17 protein-coding genes are annotated in these 16,425 nt (G+C 67.4%); 9 read left to right on the top strand and 8 right to left on the bottom strand.

Annotation, left to right across the window (positions count from 1 at the left end; all coding sequences use genetic code 11):
* Nucleotides 1-119 precede the first annotated feature (119 nt).
* Both N5D20_RS10040 and N5D20_RS10045 read left to right on the top strand, forming a co-directional pair.
* On the top strand, nucleotides 120-1,163 hold the full coding sequence (locus N5D20_RS10040) for a DUF1176 domain-containing protein (protein ID WP_197579402.1): 1,044 nt from the start codon (nucleotides 120-122) through the stop codon (nucleotides 1,161-1,163).
* A gap of 51 nt (nucleotides 1,164-1,214) precedes the next feature.
* Nucleotides 1,215-2,222: a DUF1176 domain-containing protein gene (locus N5D20_RS10045; RefSeq protein ID WP_279925076.1), complete on the top strand. Its 1,008-nt coding sequence runs from the start codon at nucleotides 1,215-1,217 to the stop codon at nucleotides 2,220-2,222.
* Between the two features lie 79 nt (nucleotides 2,223-2,301).
* On the opposite strand, the gene N5D20_RS10050 is transcribed toward N5D20_RS10045, so the two are convergent.
* From N5D20_RS10050 to N5D20_RS10070, 5 genes are all read right to left on the bottom strand, one after another.
* Complete coding sequence (locus N5D20_RS10050; RefSeq protein WP_197579400.1) at nucleotides 2,302-3,219, bottom strand: phosphoglycerate mutase; 918 nt, start codon at nucleotides 3,217-3,219, stop codon at nucleotides 2,302-2,304.
* Nucleotides 3,220-3,223: 4 nt separating this feature from the next.
* The gene (gene greA, locus N5D20_RS10055; protein ID WP_170272484.1) at nucleotides 3,224-3,688 is read right to left on the bottom strand and encodes a transcription elongation factor GreA; all 465 of its coding nucleotides are present in this window, start codon (nucleotides 3,686-3,688) and stop codon (nucleotides 3,224-3,226) included.
* Between the two features lie 8 nt (nucleotides 3,689-3,696).
* Nucleotides 3,697-6,939, bottom strand: a complete 3,243-nt coding sequence (gene carB / locus N5D20_RS10060; RefSeq protein ID WP_197579399.1) for a carbamoyl-phosphate synthase large subunit — start codon at nucleotides 6,937-6,939, stop codon at nucleotides 3,697-3,699.
* Nucleotides 6,940-7,088: 149 nt separating this feature from the next.
* Nucleotides 7,089-8,216: a glutamine-hydrolyzing carbamoyl-phosphate synthase small subunit gene (gene carA / locus N5D20_RS10065; RefSeq protein ID WP_197579398.1), complete on the bottom strand. Its 1,128-nt coding sequence runs from the start codon at nucleotides 8,214-8,216 to the stop codon at nucleotides 7,089-7,091.
* Nucleotides 8,217-8,526: 310 nt separating this feature from the next.
* Entirely contained in the window at nucleotides 8,527-9,207 is a 681-nt protein-coding gene (locus tag N5D20_RS10070) for a dihydrodipicolinate reductase C-terminal domain-containing protein (RefSeq protein ID WP_279915022.1), read from the bottom strand.
* A gap of 120 nt (nucleotides 9,208-9,327) precedes the next feature.
* Between N5D20_RS10070 and N5D20_RS10075 the strand changes: the two genes are divergently transcribed.
* From N5D20_RS10075 to N5D20_RS10090, 4 genes are all read left to right on the top strand, one after another.
* Nucleotides 9,328-10,107 carry a 3-oxoacyl-ACP reductase gene (locus tag N5D20_RS10075; RefSeq protein WP_197579408.1) on the top strand — a complete coding sequence of 260 codons (780 nt, stop codon included), beginning with the start codon at nucleotides 9,328-9,330 and terminating at the stop codon, nucleotides 10,105-10,107.
* A gap of 4 nt (nucleotides 10,108-10,111) precedes the next feature.
* Nucleotides 10,112-10,507, top strand: a complete 396-nt coding sequence (locus N5D20_RS10080) for a MerR family transcriptional regulator (protein ID WP_019336244.1) — start codon at nucleotides 10,112-10,114, stop codon at nucleotides 10,505-10,507.
* A gap of 55 nt (nucleotides 10,508-10,562) precedes the next feature.
* Nucleotides 10,563-11,144: an NAD(P)H-dependent oxidoreductase gene (locus N5D20_RS10085; RefSeq protein ID WP_197579396.1), complete on the top strand. Its 582-nt coding sequence runs from the start codon at nucleotides 10,563-10,565 to the stop codon at nucleotides 11,142-11,144.
* A gap of 138 nt (nucleotides 11,145-11,282) precedes the next feature.
* On the top strand, nucleotides 11,283-11,744 hold the full coding sequence (locus tag N5D20_RS10090; protein WP_197579395.1) for a DUF4304 domain-containing protein: 462 nt from the start codon (nucleotides 11,283-11,285) through the stop codon (nucleotides 11,742-11,744).
* A gap of 78 nt (nucleotides 11,745-11,822) precedes the next feature.
* On the opposite strand, the gene N5D20_RS10095 is transcribed toward N5D20_RS10090, so the two are convergent.
* The 3 genes from N5D20_RS10095 to N5D20_RS10105 are packed head-to-tail and all read right to left on the bottom strand — an operon-like array spanning nucleotide 11,823 to nucleotide 14,193.
* Complete coding sequence (locus N5D20_RS10095; RefSeq protein WP_049435002.1) at nucleotides 11,823-12,077, bottom strand: DUF6587 family protein; 255 nt, start codon at nucleotides 12,075-12,077, stop codon at nucleotides 11,823-11,825.
* Entirely contained in the window at nucleotides 12,077-13,942 is a 1,866-nt protein-coding gene (locus tag N5D20_RS10100; protein WP_197579394.1) for a ferrous iron transporter B, read from the bottom strand. The genes N5D20_RS10095 and N5D20_RS10100 overlap by 1 nt, the downstream gene beginning before the upstream one ends.
* A complete protein-coding gene (locus tag N5D20_RS10105; protein ID WP_005409473.1) occupies nucleotides 13,939-14,193 on the bottom strand; it encodes a FeoA family protein in 255 nt (84 codons plus the stop codon). Before N5D20_RS10105 ends, N5D20_RS10100 begins: the two co-directional genes overlap by 4 nt.
* 119 nt (nucleotides 14,194-14,312) lie before the next feature.
* Here N5D20_RS10105 and N5D20_RS10110 point away from each other — a divergent pair, with 119 nt between their 5' ends.
* The 3 genes from N5D20_RS10110 to N5D20_RS10120 are packed head-to-tail and all read left to right on the top strand — an operon-like array spanning nucleotide 14,313 to nucleotide 16,398.
* Nucleotides 14,313-15,101, top strand: a complete 789-nt coding sequence (locus N5D20_RS10110) for an enoyl-CoA hydratase/isomerase family protein (protein ID WP_197579393.1) — start codon at nucleotides 14,313-14,315, stop codon at nucleotides 15,099-15,101.
* 2 nt (nucleotides 15,102-15,103) lie between these two features.
* Nucleotides 15,104-15,505, top strand: a complete 402-nt coding sequence (locus tag N5D20_RS10115; RefSeq protein WP_197579392.1) for a VOC family protein — start codon at nucleotides 15,104-15,106, stop codon at nucleotides 15,503-15,505.
* Entirely contained in the window at nucleotides 15,502-16,398 is an 897-nt protein-coding gene (locus tag N5D20_RS10120; protein WP_049434998.1) for a hydroxymethylglutaryl-CoA lyase, read from the top strand. The genes N5D20_RS10115 and N5D20_RS10120 overlap by 4 nt, the downstream gene beginning before the upstream one ends.
* The last annotated feature ends 27 nt before the right edge of the window (nucleotides 16,399-16,425 follow it).

Here is a 16,425-nt window from a genome sequence, read left to right on the forward strand (position 1 = left end):
CATCGCCGGGTGACGGAAGACCCGGGCATGATACCCCGCCCGGCTTGCCGGGCTCTTCCCGGGCTTGGCGCAGAGGTGGCGATCGCCCATGCTTGTTCGCTTCTGAAACGGAATTCGCCATGTATCGCCCGTTGTCCGCACTGATTGTCGGCCTGTTGCTGCCGCTCGCCAGCCATGCCGCAAACACGCCGGTCACAGCCGGTATCGAGTTCGTGCACCACGACTGGTTCCTGGCCTGCGACAACACCGGTACCTGCCGTGCCGCGGGTTATGGCCCCGAGAACGCAGACAGCCTGCTGGGCCTGATGTTGGAACGTGCCGGCGGTCCCGGTACGGCAGTAAAGGCGCGGCTGCGGGTGGGCGAGGATGGCGAAAGCGCAATGCCTGAGGGAGCGATGCGCCTGCAGGTGAACGGCCGTGATCTGGGCCCGGTGCAGGACACCGGTGCCGACGAGGTCGTGACGCTGCGGCCCGCGCAGGTGGAAGCCCTGCTGGCGGCCCTGCCCGGCCAGGCCCGCATCGAGGTCATCGACAACAACGGCACCCGCTGGCCGATTTCCGACCGTGGGGCTGCCGCCGTACTGCTGAAAATGGACGAGGCACAAGGGCGGATCGGAACACCCGGCGCCCTGGTGCGGCGTGGCACGCATGCCGAAACGAGCGTGCCGGCTGCGCACGCCAAGCCGGTGATCGTGAGCGCGGCACTGGTGGCCCCACACCCTGGAGACAGCGAACTGGGAAGCAGCGAAGCGCTGCGCGACGCGCTGATCGCCACGCTCGGCGACAGTGACGACTGTCCGCGCATGATCGAGTACACGGGCACCCCGGAAATGGTGATCGAGCGGCTGGACGAGCACCACGTACTGGTGCAGGCGCTGTGCCAGATGGGCGCGTACAACTACAGCAATGGCTTCTGGATCGCGCGCGACCAGCCCCCGTTCGCCCCGCAGACGGTCACGATGGAAGCAGAGGGCTTCTCGCGCGGCGAACGCACGCTCTACGCGCGCTACAAGGGCCGCGGTATCGGCGACTGCGTTTCCGGTTCGGACTGGGTATGGGATGGCCACAGATTCCAGCCCAGCAGTGCGTTCAGTACCGGCCTGTGCCGTGGCATGCCGGGCGGGCACTGGATGCTGCCAACCCTGCTCAGCGAGGTGCGTTGAATGCATGCTTCTTCACTGTTATGCACGCCGCTGCTGCTGGCGTCGCTGACGATGGCCTCGGTTGCCCCGGCTGCCGAACCGGCGGGCATTTCGTTGGCGAAGGGCGACGGCGTGATGGCCTGCGACAACACCCGCACCTGCCGGCTGGCAGCCTACGGTCCACTGGCGCCGTTGATGCTGAGCGCGCTGATCGAACGCAGTGGCGGGCCGCGCACGGCGGTCACCGCCCGGCTGTCAATGGCCGAGGGCGGCGAGGACGCGCCTGCGACCCCTGCGCCGGTGGCCCCCGAAGGAACGTTGCGACTACACGTGGACGGAAAGGACCTCGGTGCCATCGGCCACAGCGAAGCGCTCGACTCTGGTCTGGAGCTGCCCACCCGCTACGTGACCGCCATGATTGAAGCACTGCTGGCGGGCAAGCGCGTCGAGATGAGCGACGCCTCAGGTCACGCGTGGCCGCTGTCTGACCGCGGCATCCGCACGCTGCTGCTGAAGATGGACGAAGCACAAGGTCGGCTGGATACTCCGGGCGCGCTGGTGCGCAAGGGCTCACAGCCGGAGTCGAAGGTCCCGGCTGCGGTTGCCGCGCCGCCCCTGAAGGCACCGCCGCTTCTGGCTGAAGCACAGGAAAGCGATGCGCAGCTGGCCGAGCGGGCGGATCTGCTGCAGCAGCTGCAACCAGTGGCCGCTGCGGGAAACGCGTGCGACCGGATGTCGTCACGCCAACTCCGCATCGAACGGGTGGATGCCAGCCATGTCCTGGCGCTGTTGAACTGCACAACCGACCGCTACATCGTGCCGGCGGGGACCTGGCTGATCCGCGATCGTCCACCGTTTTCGCCCACGCTGATCGCCCCAAGCACGCTGTTTCCGCTCTACCCGCATGCCGTATTTCTTGAAGAAGGCGTTGTGACCGATACCAATGCGTGCGGCACGAACCGGCATTGGGCGTGGGACGGCTCGCGCCTGGTCCTGAGCGCGACGTATCTGGGTGATTCCTGCTCAACCCGGAGCCGCAGGCACTGGGCGTTGCCGACCTACGTTACGGACGTCCAGTAGTGATGAAGCCGAGCATGGGCTCGGCTCTACAGGGCAATCAGCAGCACACGCGCCTGTGCGGCAGCGTGCAGCGTCGGCTTCACTCGTGAAGCTGGCGCGGCTTCTTCCAGAACTGCCAGCGCTGTCCGCGATCCAGCTGGAACTGCAGGCCGTCCTCGAAATCCAGCACCAGCCGCTGCAGTTCGCCACGCTTGAGCGCGGCCAGCAGCGGACGGATCGCATCATTGCCCAGCTGCTGCAAAGAGCGCAGCTGGCGCAGATCCACCAATGCATCCACCGACTGCTCGCCATCCGCGGCAACGCCCGCAGCCAGGGCCAGACCCTGCAGCAGCGCATCGCGGCTGCGCACCTGTGCGTGCGGCGTGCCGACCGACACCGGCATCACGCCACCGCCCCAGAACCACAGTGAATTGATCGGCTGTTGTCCCTGCGCGGCGCGCTGCTGGTTCCAGGAATGGTTGTGCAGCAGCACCTGCGCCTCGGTCATCAGCGCCCGCCAACGACGGCCGCCCTCGCCTGCCGGCAGGTGCGAGAACAGGTCATCGCCGAGCACCTCATCCGGGCTGTCGAAGTCAGGCAACGCCAGGTCGATCGGAAGCCGCAGGTACCAGCGCGAAGGATCCGGTGCGTCGAGCACGAATCCGGCATCGGCAAACAGCGGCTGCAGCACCGGCAACAGGGCCAGGCAGTCCGCCAAGGTCGGCCGCAGCGTCTCGCCGTAGGCCATCATCCGCGCGCCGTGCATGTCCGGCACCATGCAGGCCGGGTCGGCACGCAGCCAGCACGCGCCGGCCGCATCGCCGACGTCACGCTGGCGGCTCAGTGCGGCCACAGGCCAGTGCGGCGCGGCGACGGTGAAATGGCGCTGCAGCTGTGCCCGCTCGCCGGCTTCAAACTGCGAGACGTTGGCGCGGCCCAGGGCACGCGCCACGTCATCAGGCAGCGCAGCCGCGGCAAAGCGGCTGCGTGCCGGCAACAGCAGGGTCGCCGTTGCCACCGGGTCAGTCCACGTAGCTGACGCTGACGATCTCGTACTCGCGCTGGCCGGCCGGGGCGTCGATCACGATCGAATCGCCTTCCAGCTTGCCGATCATCGCGCGCGCCACCGGCGAGGAAATCGCGATCAGGCCCAGCTTGATGTCCGCTTCCAAGTCACCAACGATCTGGTACTTCTTCTCTTCGTCGGTTTCCACGTCGGCCAGGGTCACGCTGGCGCCGAACACCACCTTGGAGCCGGCATTGAGCTTGCTCACGTCGATGATCTCGGCGTGCGACAGCTCACCTTCCAGCTGCTTGATGCGGCCTTCGATGAAGCCCTGTTCCTCGCGCGCAGCGTGGTACTCGGCGTTCTCCTTCAGGTCGCCGTGCTCACGCGCTTCGGCGATCGCGGCGATCACCTTCGGGCGCTTGACCGACTTCAGGTGATCCAGTTCATCGCGCAGACGCTGCGCGCCCTTCATCGTGATGGGGGCTCTCATGCATTCAACTCCTTGTGCAGCTCCTGCAGCGACCAGACGGGGCCGGTGCCGCGGAATTCCAGTGAATCCACCAGCGCCTTGGCGCCGGCAATGGTGGTCGAGTAGGTGACGCGATGCTGCAGCGCCTCGCGACGGATCGAGAACGAGTCATTGATCGCCGAACGACCTTCGGTCGTGTTGACGATGTAGACGATCTCGCCGTTCTTGATCGAGTCGACGATGTGCGGACGGCCTTCGACCACCTTGTTGATGATCTCGCAGTCCATGCCGTGCTGCTGCAGCCATGCGGCGGTGCCACGGGTCGCGACCAGGCTGTAACCACGCGCCAGCAGGGCCTTGGCCACCGGCAGCACGCGCTTCTTGTCCGGATCGCGCACCGACACGAAGGCCTTGCCGACCGGCGGTGCCTTGATACCGCCAGCTTCCTGCGCACGCGCGAAGGCAGCGTTGAAGGTACGGCCGACGCCCATCACCTCACCGGTGGAGCGCATCTCCGGCCCGAGGATCGGATCGACGCCCTGGAACTTGGCGAACGGGAAGATCGCTTCCTTTACCGAGTAGTAGTCCGGCACGATTTCCTTGGTCGCGCCCTGCTCGGCCAGGCTCTTGCCAGCCATGCAACGGGCGGCGATCTTCGCCAACGGCATGCCGGTGGCCTTGGACACGAACGGCACGGTGCGCGAGGCACGCGGGTTCACTTCCAGCAGGTAGATGGTGTCGGCACCTTCGTCGCTGGTCTGGATCGCGAACTGGGTGTTCATCAGGCCGACCACGTTCAGGGCCTTGGCCAGCTCCACCACCTGGCGGCGCAGCTCGGCCTGGGTTTCCGCCGACAGCGAGTACGGCGGCAGCGAGCACGAGGAATCGCCCGAGTGCACGCCGGCTTCTTCGATGTGCTCCATCACGCCACCGATCAGGACGTTGCCATCCTTGTCGGCGATGATGTCGACGTCGCACTCGACGGCGTTGTCGAGGAAGCGGTCCAGCAGCACCGGCGAATCGTTGGACACCTTCACCGCGTCGCGCACGTAGCGGGCCAGGTCGGCTTCGCCGTAGACGATTTCCATGGCGCGGCCACCCAGCACGTAGCTCGGGCGCACCACCAGCGGGTAGCCGATCTCGCGCGCCAGCAGCAGGGCTTCCTGGTCGTTGCGGGCGATGCGGTTCGGCGGCTGCTTCAGGCCCAGCTTGTCGACCAGCTGCTGGAAGCGCTCACGGTCTTCGGCCAGGTCGATGGAGTCCGGGCTGGTGCCGATCACCGGCACGCCGTTGGCCTCCAGCGCGCGCGCCAGCTTCAGCGGGGTCTGGCCGCCGTACTGCACGATCACGCCCTTCGGCTGTTCCAGTTCGACGATTTCCAGCACGTCTTCCAGGGTCAGCGGCTCAAAGTACAGGCGGTCGGAGGTGTCGTAGTCGGTCGACACGGTTTCGGGGTTGCAGTTGACCATGATGGTTTCATAGCCATCCTCGCGCAGCGCCAGTGCCGCGTGCACGCAGCAGTAGTCGAACTCGATGCCCTGGCCGATGCGGTTCGGGCCACCGCCCAGGATCATGATCTTGTCGCGGTTGCTCGGCGCGGCCTCGCACTCGTCCTCGTAGGTCGAGTACAGGTAGGCAGTGCCGGTGGAGAACTCACCGGCGCAGGAGTCCACGCGCTTGTAGACCGGGCGCACCTTGTGCGCACGGCGCAGCGCGCGGATGGCCGCCTCATTGGTGCCGGTCAACTGCGCCAGGCGGGCGTCGGAGAAACCGGCACGCTTCAGCTTGCGCAGGCGCGCAGCGTCCAGCGCGTCGATGCCATCGACGGCGACGGCGGCCTCCGCGGCAATGATTTCCTCGATCTGGTCCAGGAACCAATGATCGATGAACGACAGTGCGTAGATCTCTTCAACGCTCATGCCAGCACGGAACGCATCGGCGACGAAGAACAGGCGCTCCGGGCCCGGCGCCTTCAGCTCGCGACGCAGGGTCTGCAGGTCTTCTTCGTTGGCCAGGTCCAGGCCGGTGGGGTCGAAGCCAACCTTGCCGGTTTCCAAGCCACGCAGGGCCTTCTGCACCGATTCCTGGAAGGTACGGCCCATCGCCATCACCTCGCCCACCGACTTCATCTGGGTGGTCAGGCGAGCGTCGGCGGCCGGGAACTTCTCGAAGGCGAAGCGCGGGATCTTGGTGACGACGTAGTCGATGGACGGCTCGAACGAGGCCGGGGTCAGGCCACCGGTGATTTCGTTCTTCAGTTCGTCCAGGGTGTAGCCCACGGCCAGTTTCGCAGCAACCTTGGCGATCGGGAAGCCGGTGGCCTTGGAGGCCAGCGCCGACGAACGAGAGACGCGCGGGTTCATCTCGATGACGACCACGCGGCCGGTCTTCGGGTTGATGCCGAACTGCACGTTCGAGCCACCGGTGTCGACGCCGATCTTGCGCAGCACTGCGATGGAGGCATCGCGCAGGCGCTGGTATTCCTTGTCGGTCAGGGTCTGTGCCGGCGCCACGGTGATCGAGTCACCCGTGTGCACGCCCATCGGGTCCAGGTTTTCGATCGAGCAGACAATGATGCAGTTGTCCGCGGTGTCGCGGACCACTTCCATCTCGAACTCCTTCCAACCCAGCACCGACTCTTCCACCAGCACTTCGGTGGTCGGCGACAGTTCCAGGCCGCGGCTGACGATCTCGACCAGCTCTTCGCGGTTGTAGGCGATGCCGCCACCGCTGCCGCCCAGGGTGAAGCTGGGGCGGATGATGGTCGGGTAGCCGACGCGGGTCTGGATCTCCAGCGCTTCGTCCAGGGTGTGGGCGACGGCGGCGGTCGGGCATTCCAGGCCGATCTCACCCATGGCGACGCGGAACAGCTCGCGGTCTTCGGCCATGCGGATCGCTTCGCGCTTGGCGCCGATCAGTTCGACGTTGTACTTCTCCAGCACGCCGTGGTCGGCCAGGTCCAGCGCGCAGTTCAGCGCGGTCTGGCCACCCATGGTCGGCAGCAGCGCATCGGGCTTTTCCTTGGCGATGATCTTCTCGACCGTCTGCCAGTTGATCGGCTCGATGTAGACGGCGTCGGCCATCTCCGGGTCGGTCATGATCGTGGCCGGATTGCTGTTGACCAGCACCACGCGGTAACCCTCGTCACGCAGGGCCTTGCAGGCCTGGGCGCCGGAGTAGTCGAACTCGCAGGCCTGGCCGATGACGATCGGGCCAGCACCGATGATGAGGATGGTCTTGAGGTCAGTGCGCTTGGGCATTTTCTTCTCTAAGTCAGTACAGCGTGACAAGGGGGAGTGATCGCACGCTGTCGATCAGGAATCTTGATCCGCAGCGCCGCGCCAGGGGCAGCAGCGATGCGGCGGTTTACGGTCCATCGCGACGCCACCGGGGGCCGGCGGCGTACTGATCACGCCTTGGCCTGCTCCATCAGCACCACGAAGCGGTCGAACAGCGGACCGACGTCGGTCGGGCCCGGCGACGCTTCCGGGTGGCCCTGGAACGAGAACGCCGGCACGTCGGTGCGGGCGACGCCCTGGTTGGTGCCGTCGAACAGCGAACGGTGGGTCACGCGCAGGGTGGCCGGCAGGGTCGCTTCATCGATCGCGAAACCGTGGTTCTGCGAGGTGATCATCACCCGGCCGTTGTCCAGGTCCTGCACCGGGTGGTTGGCACCGTGGTGGCCGTGGCCCATCTTCATGGTCTTCGCGCCCGAGGCCAGGCCCAGCAGCTGGTGGCCCAGGCAGATGCCGAAGGTCGGGATCTTCACATCGATGAAGGTCTTGATCGCTTCGATGGCGTAGTCGCACGGTTCCGGGTCACCCGGGCCGTTGGACAGGAACACGCCATCCGGCTTCAGTGCCAGCACTTCGGCGGCCGGGGTCTGGGCCGGCACCACGGTCACTTCGCAGCCGCGCTCGGCGAGCATGCGCAGGATGTTGGTCTTCACGCCGAAGTCGTAGGCCACGACCTTGAACCTGGCCGGCACGCTGACGAACGCGTTGGCGTCCAGGTCCAGCTGGCCTTCGGTCCAGGTGTAGGTCTTATCGGTAGTGACGACCTTGGCCAGATCCATGCCCTTCAGCCCCGGGAACTTGCGGGCGGCTTCCAATGCCTTTTCCACGTCGATGTCGCCGGCCATCAGCGCACCGTTCTGCGCGCCCTTCTCGCGCAGGATGCGGGTCAGCTTGCGGGTGTCGATGCCGGCGATGGCGACTACGCCACGCTGGATCAGCCAGTCCTGCAGCGACACCTGGCTGCGCCAGTTGCTGGGACGGCGCGGCACGTCGCGCACGATCAGGCCGGCCGACCACACCTTGGACGCTTCATTGTCCTGGTCGGTCATGCCGGTGTTGCCGATATGCGGATAGGTCAGCGTGACCATCTGCCGGGCGTAGGACGGGTCGGTCAGCACTTCCTGGTAACCGGTCATGGCGGTGTTGAACACCACCTCACCGACGGACAGGACGGGCGCGCCTACGGATTCGCCCTCGAATACGGTGCCGTCTTCGAGGACGAGGATTGCGGCTTGGGTCACGGGAATCTCACTTTGGCTACCGAGGGGGCTGCCGAAGTCACGCCTGCGCTTCACGGAAATCCGGTTGCAAAAAAGCGCGGACGTACGGTCTGGGACCGGTCCGGCTTTCGTGATTCGGCGAGTGCGAATTGTAGCGCTGCCGGGGCGCTCGCGCCAGCGGTTATCGCGCTTCATGAACAGGCGATTGCGCATTCATTTCAATCCGGCGGCGTATGCGGGGTCCGCCACGGCCCGGTAGATGCCAACCTTGGTTGGCGCTTCCCGCAAAGTCTGCCAACCAAGGTTGGCATCTACCATCAGCCTGGGCCGGTTATCCGGGCCCGTCCAGTAGATCCCGCACCCGGTAGCTGCCCGGAGCCCGGCCCTTCAGCTGGCGGGCGGCGAACAGGGCGCCGCGGGCGAAGATGTCGCGGTTGGTGGCCCGGTGCACCAGCTCGATGCGCTCGCCCAGCCCGGTGAACTGCACCAGATGCTCGCCGACGATGTCACCGGCGCGCAGGCTGGCGTAATGCGGTTCCGCCCCACCCCGCTGCGCGGCCGCGCCCAGGGTCAGCGCGGTGCCCGACGGCGCATCCTTCTTCTGGGTGTGGTGCGACTCGACGATGTCACAGTCCCAGCCGGCCAACGCCTGCGCCGCGCGCTCGACCAACTCGTCCAGCACCGCCACGCCCAGGCTGAAGTTGGAGGCCCAGACCAGCGGGATCTTCGCAGCCGCCGCGTCCAGCGCCTGGCGCTGCGTGCTGGAGATCCCGGTGGTGCCCGAGACCAGGCCCGCGCCACGCTCCACGCACAGCGCCAGCATCGGGTCGAAACCCTCCGGCAGGCTGAAGTCGATCGCCACGTCGAATGCCGGCGCGCCGGGCAGTTCGCTGGCACCGAAGAACGGCACGCCGTCGACCACGCGCTGCGCCGGCGCACGGCCGGTCACTGCAGCCACGATCTGCAGGGTTTCGGGATGTTCGGCGGCCAGCCGCAGCAGGGCCTGGCCCATGCGCCCGGAGGCGCCGTGAATGAGCAATCGCAGGGGAGTCTGGTTCATGCCTGCAGGCTAGCGGCAGCACGCCCGCTCCGGCAAGCGCCATCGCTGCTACGCTGCATGCCCTTTCATGCAATGGATGGCAGCTCCCTCATGCAGATCAGCGAACAGCTGGTGCTGGTTACCGGCGCCGGCCGCGGACTTGGCCAGCACATCGCCCGTGCTTTCGCTGCACAGGGTGCGCGCGTCATCGTCAACTACCACCACAGCGAAGGCACCGCTCGGGCGCTGGCCGCCGAGCTGGGCGGACAGGCGATCGCACTGCCGGCCGACGTCACTGATCGCCGCCAGGTCGATGCGATGCTGCAGCACGCCCTGGCCCACTTCGGCCAGGGCGTCACCACGGTGGTCAACAACGCACTCGCAGCGTTCTCGTTCAATGGTGATGCCCGCGACAGTGCCGCCACCATCGGTTGGCCCGCCTTCCAGGCACAGTTCGAGGGCAGCGTGCGCGGCGCGCTGAACACCGTGCAGGCGGCCCTGCCCGGCATGCAGGCCCGTCGCTTCGGCCGGGTGATCAACATCGGCACCAACCTGTTCCAGAACCCGGTCGTGCCCTACCACGACTACACCGCCGCCAAGGCCGCACTGCTGTCGCTGACCCGCACCCTGGCCGGCGACCTCGGCCCGCATGGCATCACCGTGAACATGCTGTCCGGTGGTCTGCTGCGCACCACCGATGCCAGCGCCGCCACGCCAGAAGCGGTGTTCGACTACATCGCCGCCAACACGCCACTGCGCAGCGTCACCACACCGGCCGAATTCGCCGATGCCGCGCTCTTCTTCGCCAGCCCCTGGTCGCGCGCGGTGACCGGCCAGAACCTGGTGGTCGATGGCGGACTGGTGCGGGACTGAGCCGATGCGCATCTCCGAAGTCAGCCGCCTGACCGGTGCCAGCGCCAAGGCCATCCGCCTGTACGAGGCGCGCGGACTGCTGCCGCCGGTGCCACGCCTGAACCGCTATCGCGACTACAGCGAACAGGACGTGGCCTGGGTGCAGCTGATCCGCCAGGCACTGGCGCTGGGTATCACCCTGGCGGCGATCTCGCGCCTGCAGGGCCGCGACGGGCGGCTCGACTGGCCTGCGGTGCTGGCCTTGCTGGAACAGCAGCGCACACGCATAGCCAGCGAACGGGCGCGGCTGGCGCAGGTCGAGCGCGCTTTGCAACAGGTCAGCGACGAACTGCAGCAGTGGCTGCGCTCCGGCAGCAGTGACTGCGTGCTGGAACCCAGCGGCTGCACGAACCGGGCTTGACTCTGCCCCTGGGGCAGACCGCAGCCTCGCGCACTTTCCATTGCCCGAGGTTGCCGTGTCCCGTTCCATCCTGATCCTGCTCGGCCATCCCGACCGCGACAGCCTGTGCGGCGCGCTCGCCCAGCGCTATGCCACCGCCGCTGAAAACGCCGGCCACCGGGTACGCCTGATCGCACTGGGCGACCTTGAATTCGACCCGGTGCTGCGCCACGGCTACCGCCAGATCCAGCCGCTGGAAGCGGATCTGCAGGACGCCGCCGACGCGATTGAAGCCTGCGATCATCTGGTGCTGGTCTATCCCACCTGGTGGGGCGGGATGCCGGCGCTGTTGAAGGGCTTCTTCGATCGCGTACTGCTGCCGGGGTACGCCTTCCGCTACCGGCGCGGTTCGGTGTGGTGGGACCGCCTGCTGGCCGGGCGCAGCGCGCGGGTGATCACCACGCTGGATACGCCGCCCTGGTATTACCGCTGGATCTACCGCGACGCGGGCGTCATCCAGATCCGCGCCACCATCCTGGAGTTCTGCGGCATCCGCCCGGTGCGTGTCAGCCGCCTCGGTGCGGTACGCAGCAGTACCCCAGCGCAACGCAGCAAGTGGCTGGCGCTGGCAGCGGAGCTGGGAGCGCGGGCTCGGTAGATTCAGGCGATGGGCAAGGCGTGCGAACCAAGGTTCGCACCCACCTGCGACGCGCCTCGCGCGTGTCGCGTTTGCCAATTGACCGCCAGGCACTGCGCCTCAAGGCTGTGGGGCCCTCTTCCGGCCCAGGCAACGCCCATGAAATCCTCGACCGTCTTCAGCAAGTGCGCCAGGAAGACCGGCTTTGCCGGCACGTCGACGACCCGCTACCGCTTGCTGGATGACGCCCTGCTTGTCGTGAATCACCAACGCGCCAGCGAAAGCCGGGGCTTCTATGTGAATGCTGGACTCTACTTTCCAGAGCTGCTCGAGTATCCCCTCGCGCCTGACGATCTTGAAACGGCTTTCAGATACCGCTCCAGCATTCCCACGCCCCATGTCGACTGGCGGATCGAAGAAACGCCGGGCCTGCGCCGGACCTTCATCCAGCAGGATCTCGAAAATCTGCTGGAAGCCGGTAACCGCGACGCACTGAAAGGCCTGCTGCTCTTTGCCCTTGCCGACGTAGCCGGCTTCGCGGCCAGCCATGGAAACCGGGAATCGGTGCGGCGATTGAATCAGGATGGTCGCTTCCGGGCGATCATCCGCAAAGAGGTCTAGTAGATCCACGCCATGCGTGGATGAAGCCCGCAAGCGTGCGAACCAAGGTTCGCACCCATCAGGGCAGGAAAAGCAGCGTCAGTGCTGCTTCGGCGGAGTCGGCCCGCAGCTGTCGCAACCGCCACAGGCACCCGCACCGCCGCTGGCCGGCGGCGCGATCTTCCGCCCCAGCGCCTGCAGCCAGGCGGCACGGCCCGGCTTCAACAGCGCCAAGGCCAGCGCCCCGCGCAGCTTGCGCACGGTGCCCGGGAACTGCTTCTTCAGCACCACCCAGGCACTGACCAGCACGGCCACCGCGATGATCAGGTACTGGATCAGCAGGCCGGTATCCATCAGCCGCCTCCCAGCGCCTTGGTCACCTGGTAGGTGATCAGCGCGGCCACGTAAGCCGCGGCAAACAGGTAGAACGCGGCGAAGCCCATCTGCTTCCACGAGTTGGTCTCGCGCTTGATGGTGGCCAGCGTCGAGATGCACATCGGTGCGTAGATGTACCAGACCAGCAGCGACAGCGCAGTGGCCAGCGACCAGCCGTCGCTGATCAGCGGGGTCAGCGCCTGGCTGGCGGCGTCATCATCGGCGGCCGACAGCGCATACACCGTGGCCAGCGAGGCCACCGCCACTTCACGCGCGGCCAGGCCCGGGATCAGCGCGATGCAGATCTGCCAGTTGAAGCCCAGCGGCGCGAAGAACACCGCCATCGCGTGGCCGATCTGGCCCGCGTAGCTGTAGTCGATGGCCGGCATCGTGGCGCCGGCCGGTGCCGCCGGGAACGACAGCAGCACCCACAGCAGGATGGTCAGCGCCAGGATGATGCCGCCGACGCGCTTGAGGAAGATCATGCCGCGCTCGTACAGGCCGACCGCCAGGTCGCGCACGTGCGGCAGCCGGTACGACGGCAGCTCCAGCATCAGCGGGTGCTCGCTCTTGTCGCGGCGCCACTTCTTCATGATCCACGACATCGCCAGCGCGCTGAGGATGCCGGCCGCATACAGGCCGAACAGCACCAGGCCCTGCTGGTTGAACACGCCCCACACCGTCTTCTGCGGGATGAACGCACCGATCAGCAGCGCGTACACCGGCAGGCGTGCGGAACAGGTCATCAACGGCGCCACCAGGATCGTGGCCAGGCGGTCACGCGGGTCCTGGATGCTGCGCGTGGACATGATGCCCGGCACCGCGCAGGCGAAGCTGGACAGCAGCGGGATGAAAGAGCGGCCGGACAGGCCGGCGGCGGCCATCATGCGGTCGAGCAGGAACGCCGCACGCGGCAGGTAGCCGGATTCCTCCAGCACCAGAATGAAGAAGAACAGGATCAGGATCTGCGGCAGGAACACCACCACGCCACCGACGCCGGCGATGATGCCGTCGGTCAGCAGGCTGGCCAGCGGCCCTTCCGGCAGCACGCTGCCGACGAACAGACCCAGCCAGGCAAAGCCGGCTTCGATGCCGTCCATCAGCGGCGTCGCCCAGGCGTACACCGCCTGGAAGATCAGGAACATCACCACCGCCAGGCTGACCAGGCCGAACACCGGGTGCAGCAGCCAGCGGTCCAGCGCGTCGTCAATCTTCGCGGTCCGCGCCGGCATGCGCACGGCCACCGACAGGATCTGGCGCACCTTGGCGTGGTAGTCGATGCCACCTTCCGGCCCGGGTACCGGCGCATCCAGGTGCGGCACCATCGCGTCCAGCCGCTCGACCACGGCCTTGGCACCCTGCTTGCGCACCGCCACGGTCTCCACCACCGGCACGCCCAGCTCGCGCTCCAGCGCGGCCACATCCACCTGGATGCCACGGCGTTGGGCCGCATCAACCATGTTCAGCGCCACCACCATCGGCTTGCCCAGCTCGCGCAGTTCCAGCGCGAAACGCAGGTGCAGGCGCAGGTTGGTGGCGTCGATCACGCACAGCAGCACGTCCGGCGCGGCTTCGCCCGGGTAGAAGCCCCGGCACAGGTCACGGGTGATCGCCTCGTCCAGGCTGGCCGGATGCAGGCTGTAGGCGCCCGGAAGGTCGAGCACCGCGAACTCGCGGCCGGACGGCGCACGCAGGCGGCCTTCCTTGCGCTCGACGGTGACGCCGGTGTAGTTGGCAACCTTCTGCCGGCTGCCGGTCAGCTGGTTGAACAGAGCGGTCTTGCCGCTGTTGGGGTTACCGACCAGCGCGATGCGCAGGGGCGCGGTGGAGGCTGCAGCGGTCATGCACGTCGTTCCTGGCTGGCGGCGTCGACAACGACGCGCTTGGCTTCACTGATCCGCAGCGCGAAACGGGTGAACCCGACCTGCACCAGCAGCGGCTCGCCCCCCACCGGACCCTTGGCTACCAGGCGCACTTCCTCGCCCTTCACGAAACCCAGCTCGCGCAGGCGACGGGCGATGGCATCGTTGGCATGCAGGTCCTGCACGGACTCGACCACGGCCGAGGTGTGCAGCGGCAGTTCGGACAGCGTCATCTAGCGTGTTCTCTGCTGGATGTAAATGGTTCTCGATTCTAACATTCCCGCGTCGCGTCATGGCCCATGACCAATGGCCCGCTATGATCCATACAGGTATGGAGTGACCCTGGAATCCCATGAACGATGCTTTGCAGATCGAGCGCAGCGGCGCCGTCCTCACCCTTTGGCTGAACCGGCCGGAGTTGCACAACGCCTTTGACGCCGGGCTGATCGCCCGCCTGACCGCCGCACTGGAGGCCGCCGGCCACGATGATTCGGTGCGCGCGGTGGTACTGGCCGGCCATGGCGCCTCCTTCTCGGCCGGTGCCGACATGCAGTGGATGCGCGGCATGGCTGCAGCCAGCGAGGCCGACAACCGTGAGGATTCACTCGCCCTGGCCCGGCTGATGCGGACCCTGGATGAGCTGCCCAAGCCGACCCTGGCCCGGGTCCATGGTGCGGCCTTCGGCGGCGGTGTCGGCCTGGTCGCCTGCTGCGACATCGCTATCGCCAGCACCTCGGCCCGCTTCGGCCTGACCGAAAGCCGCCTGGGCCTGCTGCCGGCGGTGATCTCGCCCTATGTGATCGAGGCCATCGGCCCGCGCCAGGCCCGGCGCTGGTTCGCAACCGGCGAGCATTTCGACGCCGACACCGCGCTGCGCATCGGCCTGGTCCACCAGCTGGTCGAGTCCGAACGCCTGGACGAGGCCGTGCAACGCCAGCTGGCCCTGCTCGACAAGGCCGGCCCGATCGCCTCGTCCACCGCCAAGCAGCTGGTGCGCCAGGTCCGCGACAGCCATGACCGCGACGCCCTGGATCGCGATAATGCCGCCCTGATCGCGCGCCTGCGGGTGTCCGCCGAGGGCCAGGAGGGCCTGGGCGCCTTCCTCGACAAGCGCGCCCCCCATTGGGTCACGGAAGCCTGAACATGCTCGATCATCTTGGTTTGACCAGCGCCGACCTGGCGCGCAGCAAGACCTTCTTCCTGCAGGCGCTGGCGCCGCTGCAGATCGGCGTGGTGATGGAAGTGACCGCCGAACAGACTGGCGCCCACGACCACATCGGCTTCGGCAGCGACGGCAAGCCGTTCTTCTGGCTTGGCAATGGCGGCACTGCCAGCCACGGCGTGCACGTGGCCTTTGCCTGCGCCAGCCGCGCCCAGGTGGACGCCTTCCATGCCGCCGCCCTCGCCGCCGGCGGCCGCGACAACGGCGCCCCGGGCCTGCGCCCGTGGTACCACCCCGACTACTACGGTGCCTTCGTGCTCGACCCGGATGGCAACAACATCGAGGCGGTCTGCCACCGACCCGCCACCGGGGAGGCCGCATGAACGATTACGTCCGCATCGTCGAGGTCGGCCCGCGTGACGGCCTGCAGAACGAAAAGCAGTCGGTGTCCACCGCTGACAAGATCGAACTGATCAACCGCCTGTCGGCCACCGGCCTGCGCAGCATCGAGGCGACCAGCTTCGTCAGCCCGAAGTGGATCCCGCAGCTGGCCGACGCCGCCGAGGTCTATGCCGGCATCCAGCGCCGGCCGGGCATCCACTACCCGGTGCTGGTGCCGAACGAACAGGGCTACGACCGCGCCCGTGCGGTGGGCGTGGAGGAAGTGGCGGTGTTCACCGCTGCGTCCGAGGCGTTCAACCGCACCAACACCAATGCCGGCATCGACGAATCGCTGGCCCGGTTCGAACCCATCCTGCGCCGTGCCGCCGCCGATGGCGTGCGCGTGCGCGGCTACGTCTCCACCGTGCTCGGCTGTCCTTACCAGGGCGAGGTGCCGCTGGCCGACGTGGTGCGGGTGGCGCGCGCCCTGCACCAGATGGGCTGTTACGAAATCTCGCTGGGCGACACCATCGGCGTCGGCACCCCGCGCAAGGCACGGGCGATGCTGCAGGCGGTGGCCGCCGAGATCCCGATGGCGGCGCTGGCCGTGCACTTCCACGACACCTATGGCCAGGCCATCGCCAACATCGCCACCTGCCTGGAAGAAGGCGTGCGCGTGGTCGACAGCGCTGTGTCCGGCGCCGGTGGCTGCCCGTATGCGAAGGGCGCCAGCGGCAATGTGGCCAGCGAAGACGTGGTCTACCTGCTGCAGGGCCTGGGCCTGGACAGCGGCGTGGACCTGCCGGCACTGGCCGAAACCGGCCGCTGGCTGGCCGGCCTGCTCGGCCGCGCCACCGCCAGCCGCACCGGCCAGGCGCTGGCCGCGGCCGGTTGACCACCGCACTGCGCCGCCCCGCAAAGG

This window comes from Stenotrophomonas sp. GD03877, assembly GCF_029840555.1.
Taxonomy (GTDB): Bacteria; Pseudomonadota; Gammaproteobacteria; order Xanthomonadales; family Xanthomonadaceae; genus Stenotrophomonas; species Stenotrophomonas geniculata.

Excerpts from the sequence above, each read along its gene's own strand:
- N5D20_RS10095 (WP_049435002.1), bottom strand. The coding sequence starts at position 12,077 with ATGGATACCGGCCTGCTGATCCAGTACCTGATCATCGCGGTGGCCGTG.
- N5D20_RS10045 (WP_279925076.1), top strand. The coding sequence starts at position 1,215 with ATGGCCTCGGTTGCCCCGGCTGCCGAACCGGCGGGCATTTCGTTGGCG.
- N5D20_RS10110 (WP_197579393.1), top strand. The coding sequence starts at position 14,313 with ATGAACGATGCTTTGCAGATCGAGCGCAGCGGCGCCGTCCTCACCCTT.
- N5D20_RS10115 (WP_197579392.1), top strand. The coding sequence starts at position 15,104 with ATGCTCGATCATCTTGGTTTGACCAGCGCCGACCTGGCGCGCAGCAAG.
- N5D20_RS10090 (WP_197579395.1), top strand. The coding sequence starts at position 11,283 with ATGAAATCCTCGACCGTCTTCAGCAAGTGCGCCAGGAAGACCGGCTTT.
- N5D20_RS10040 (WP_197579402.1), top strand. The coding sequence starts at position 120 with ATGTATCGCCCGTTGTCCGCACTGATTGTCGGCCTGTTGCTGCCGCTC.
- N5D20_RS10080 (WP_019336244.1), top strand. The coding sequence starts at position 10,112 with ATGCGCATCTCCGAAGTCAGCCGCCTGACCGGTGCCAGCGCCAAGGCC.
- N5D20_RS10100 (WP_197579394.1), bottom strand. The coding sequence starts at position 13,942 with ATGACCGCTGCAGCCTCCACCGCGCCCCTGCGCATCGCGCTGGTCGGT.
- N5D20_RS10070 (WP_279915022.1), bottom strand. The coding sequence starts at position 9,207 with ATGGGCCAGGCCCTGCTGCGGCTGGCCGCCGAACATCCCGAAACCCTG.
- carB (WP_197579399.1), bottom strand. The coding sequence starts at position 6,939 with ATGCCCAAGCGCACTGACCTCAAGACCATCCTCATCATCGGTGCTGGC.
- N5D20_RS10075 (WP_197579408.1), top strand. The coding sequence starts at position 9,328 with ATGGATGGCAGCTCCCTCATGCAGATCAGCGAACAGCTGGTGCTGGTT.
- N5D20_RS10120 (WP_049434998.1), top strand. The coding sequence starts at position 15,502 with ATGAACGATTACGTCCGCATCGTCGAGGTCGGCCCGCGTGACGGCCTG.
- N5D20_RS10105 (WP_005409473.1), bottom strand. The coding sequence starts at position 14,193 with ATGACGCTGTCCGAACTGCCGCTGCACACCTCGGCCGTGGTCGAGTCC.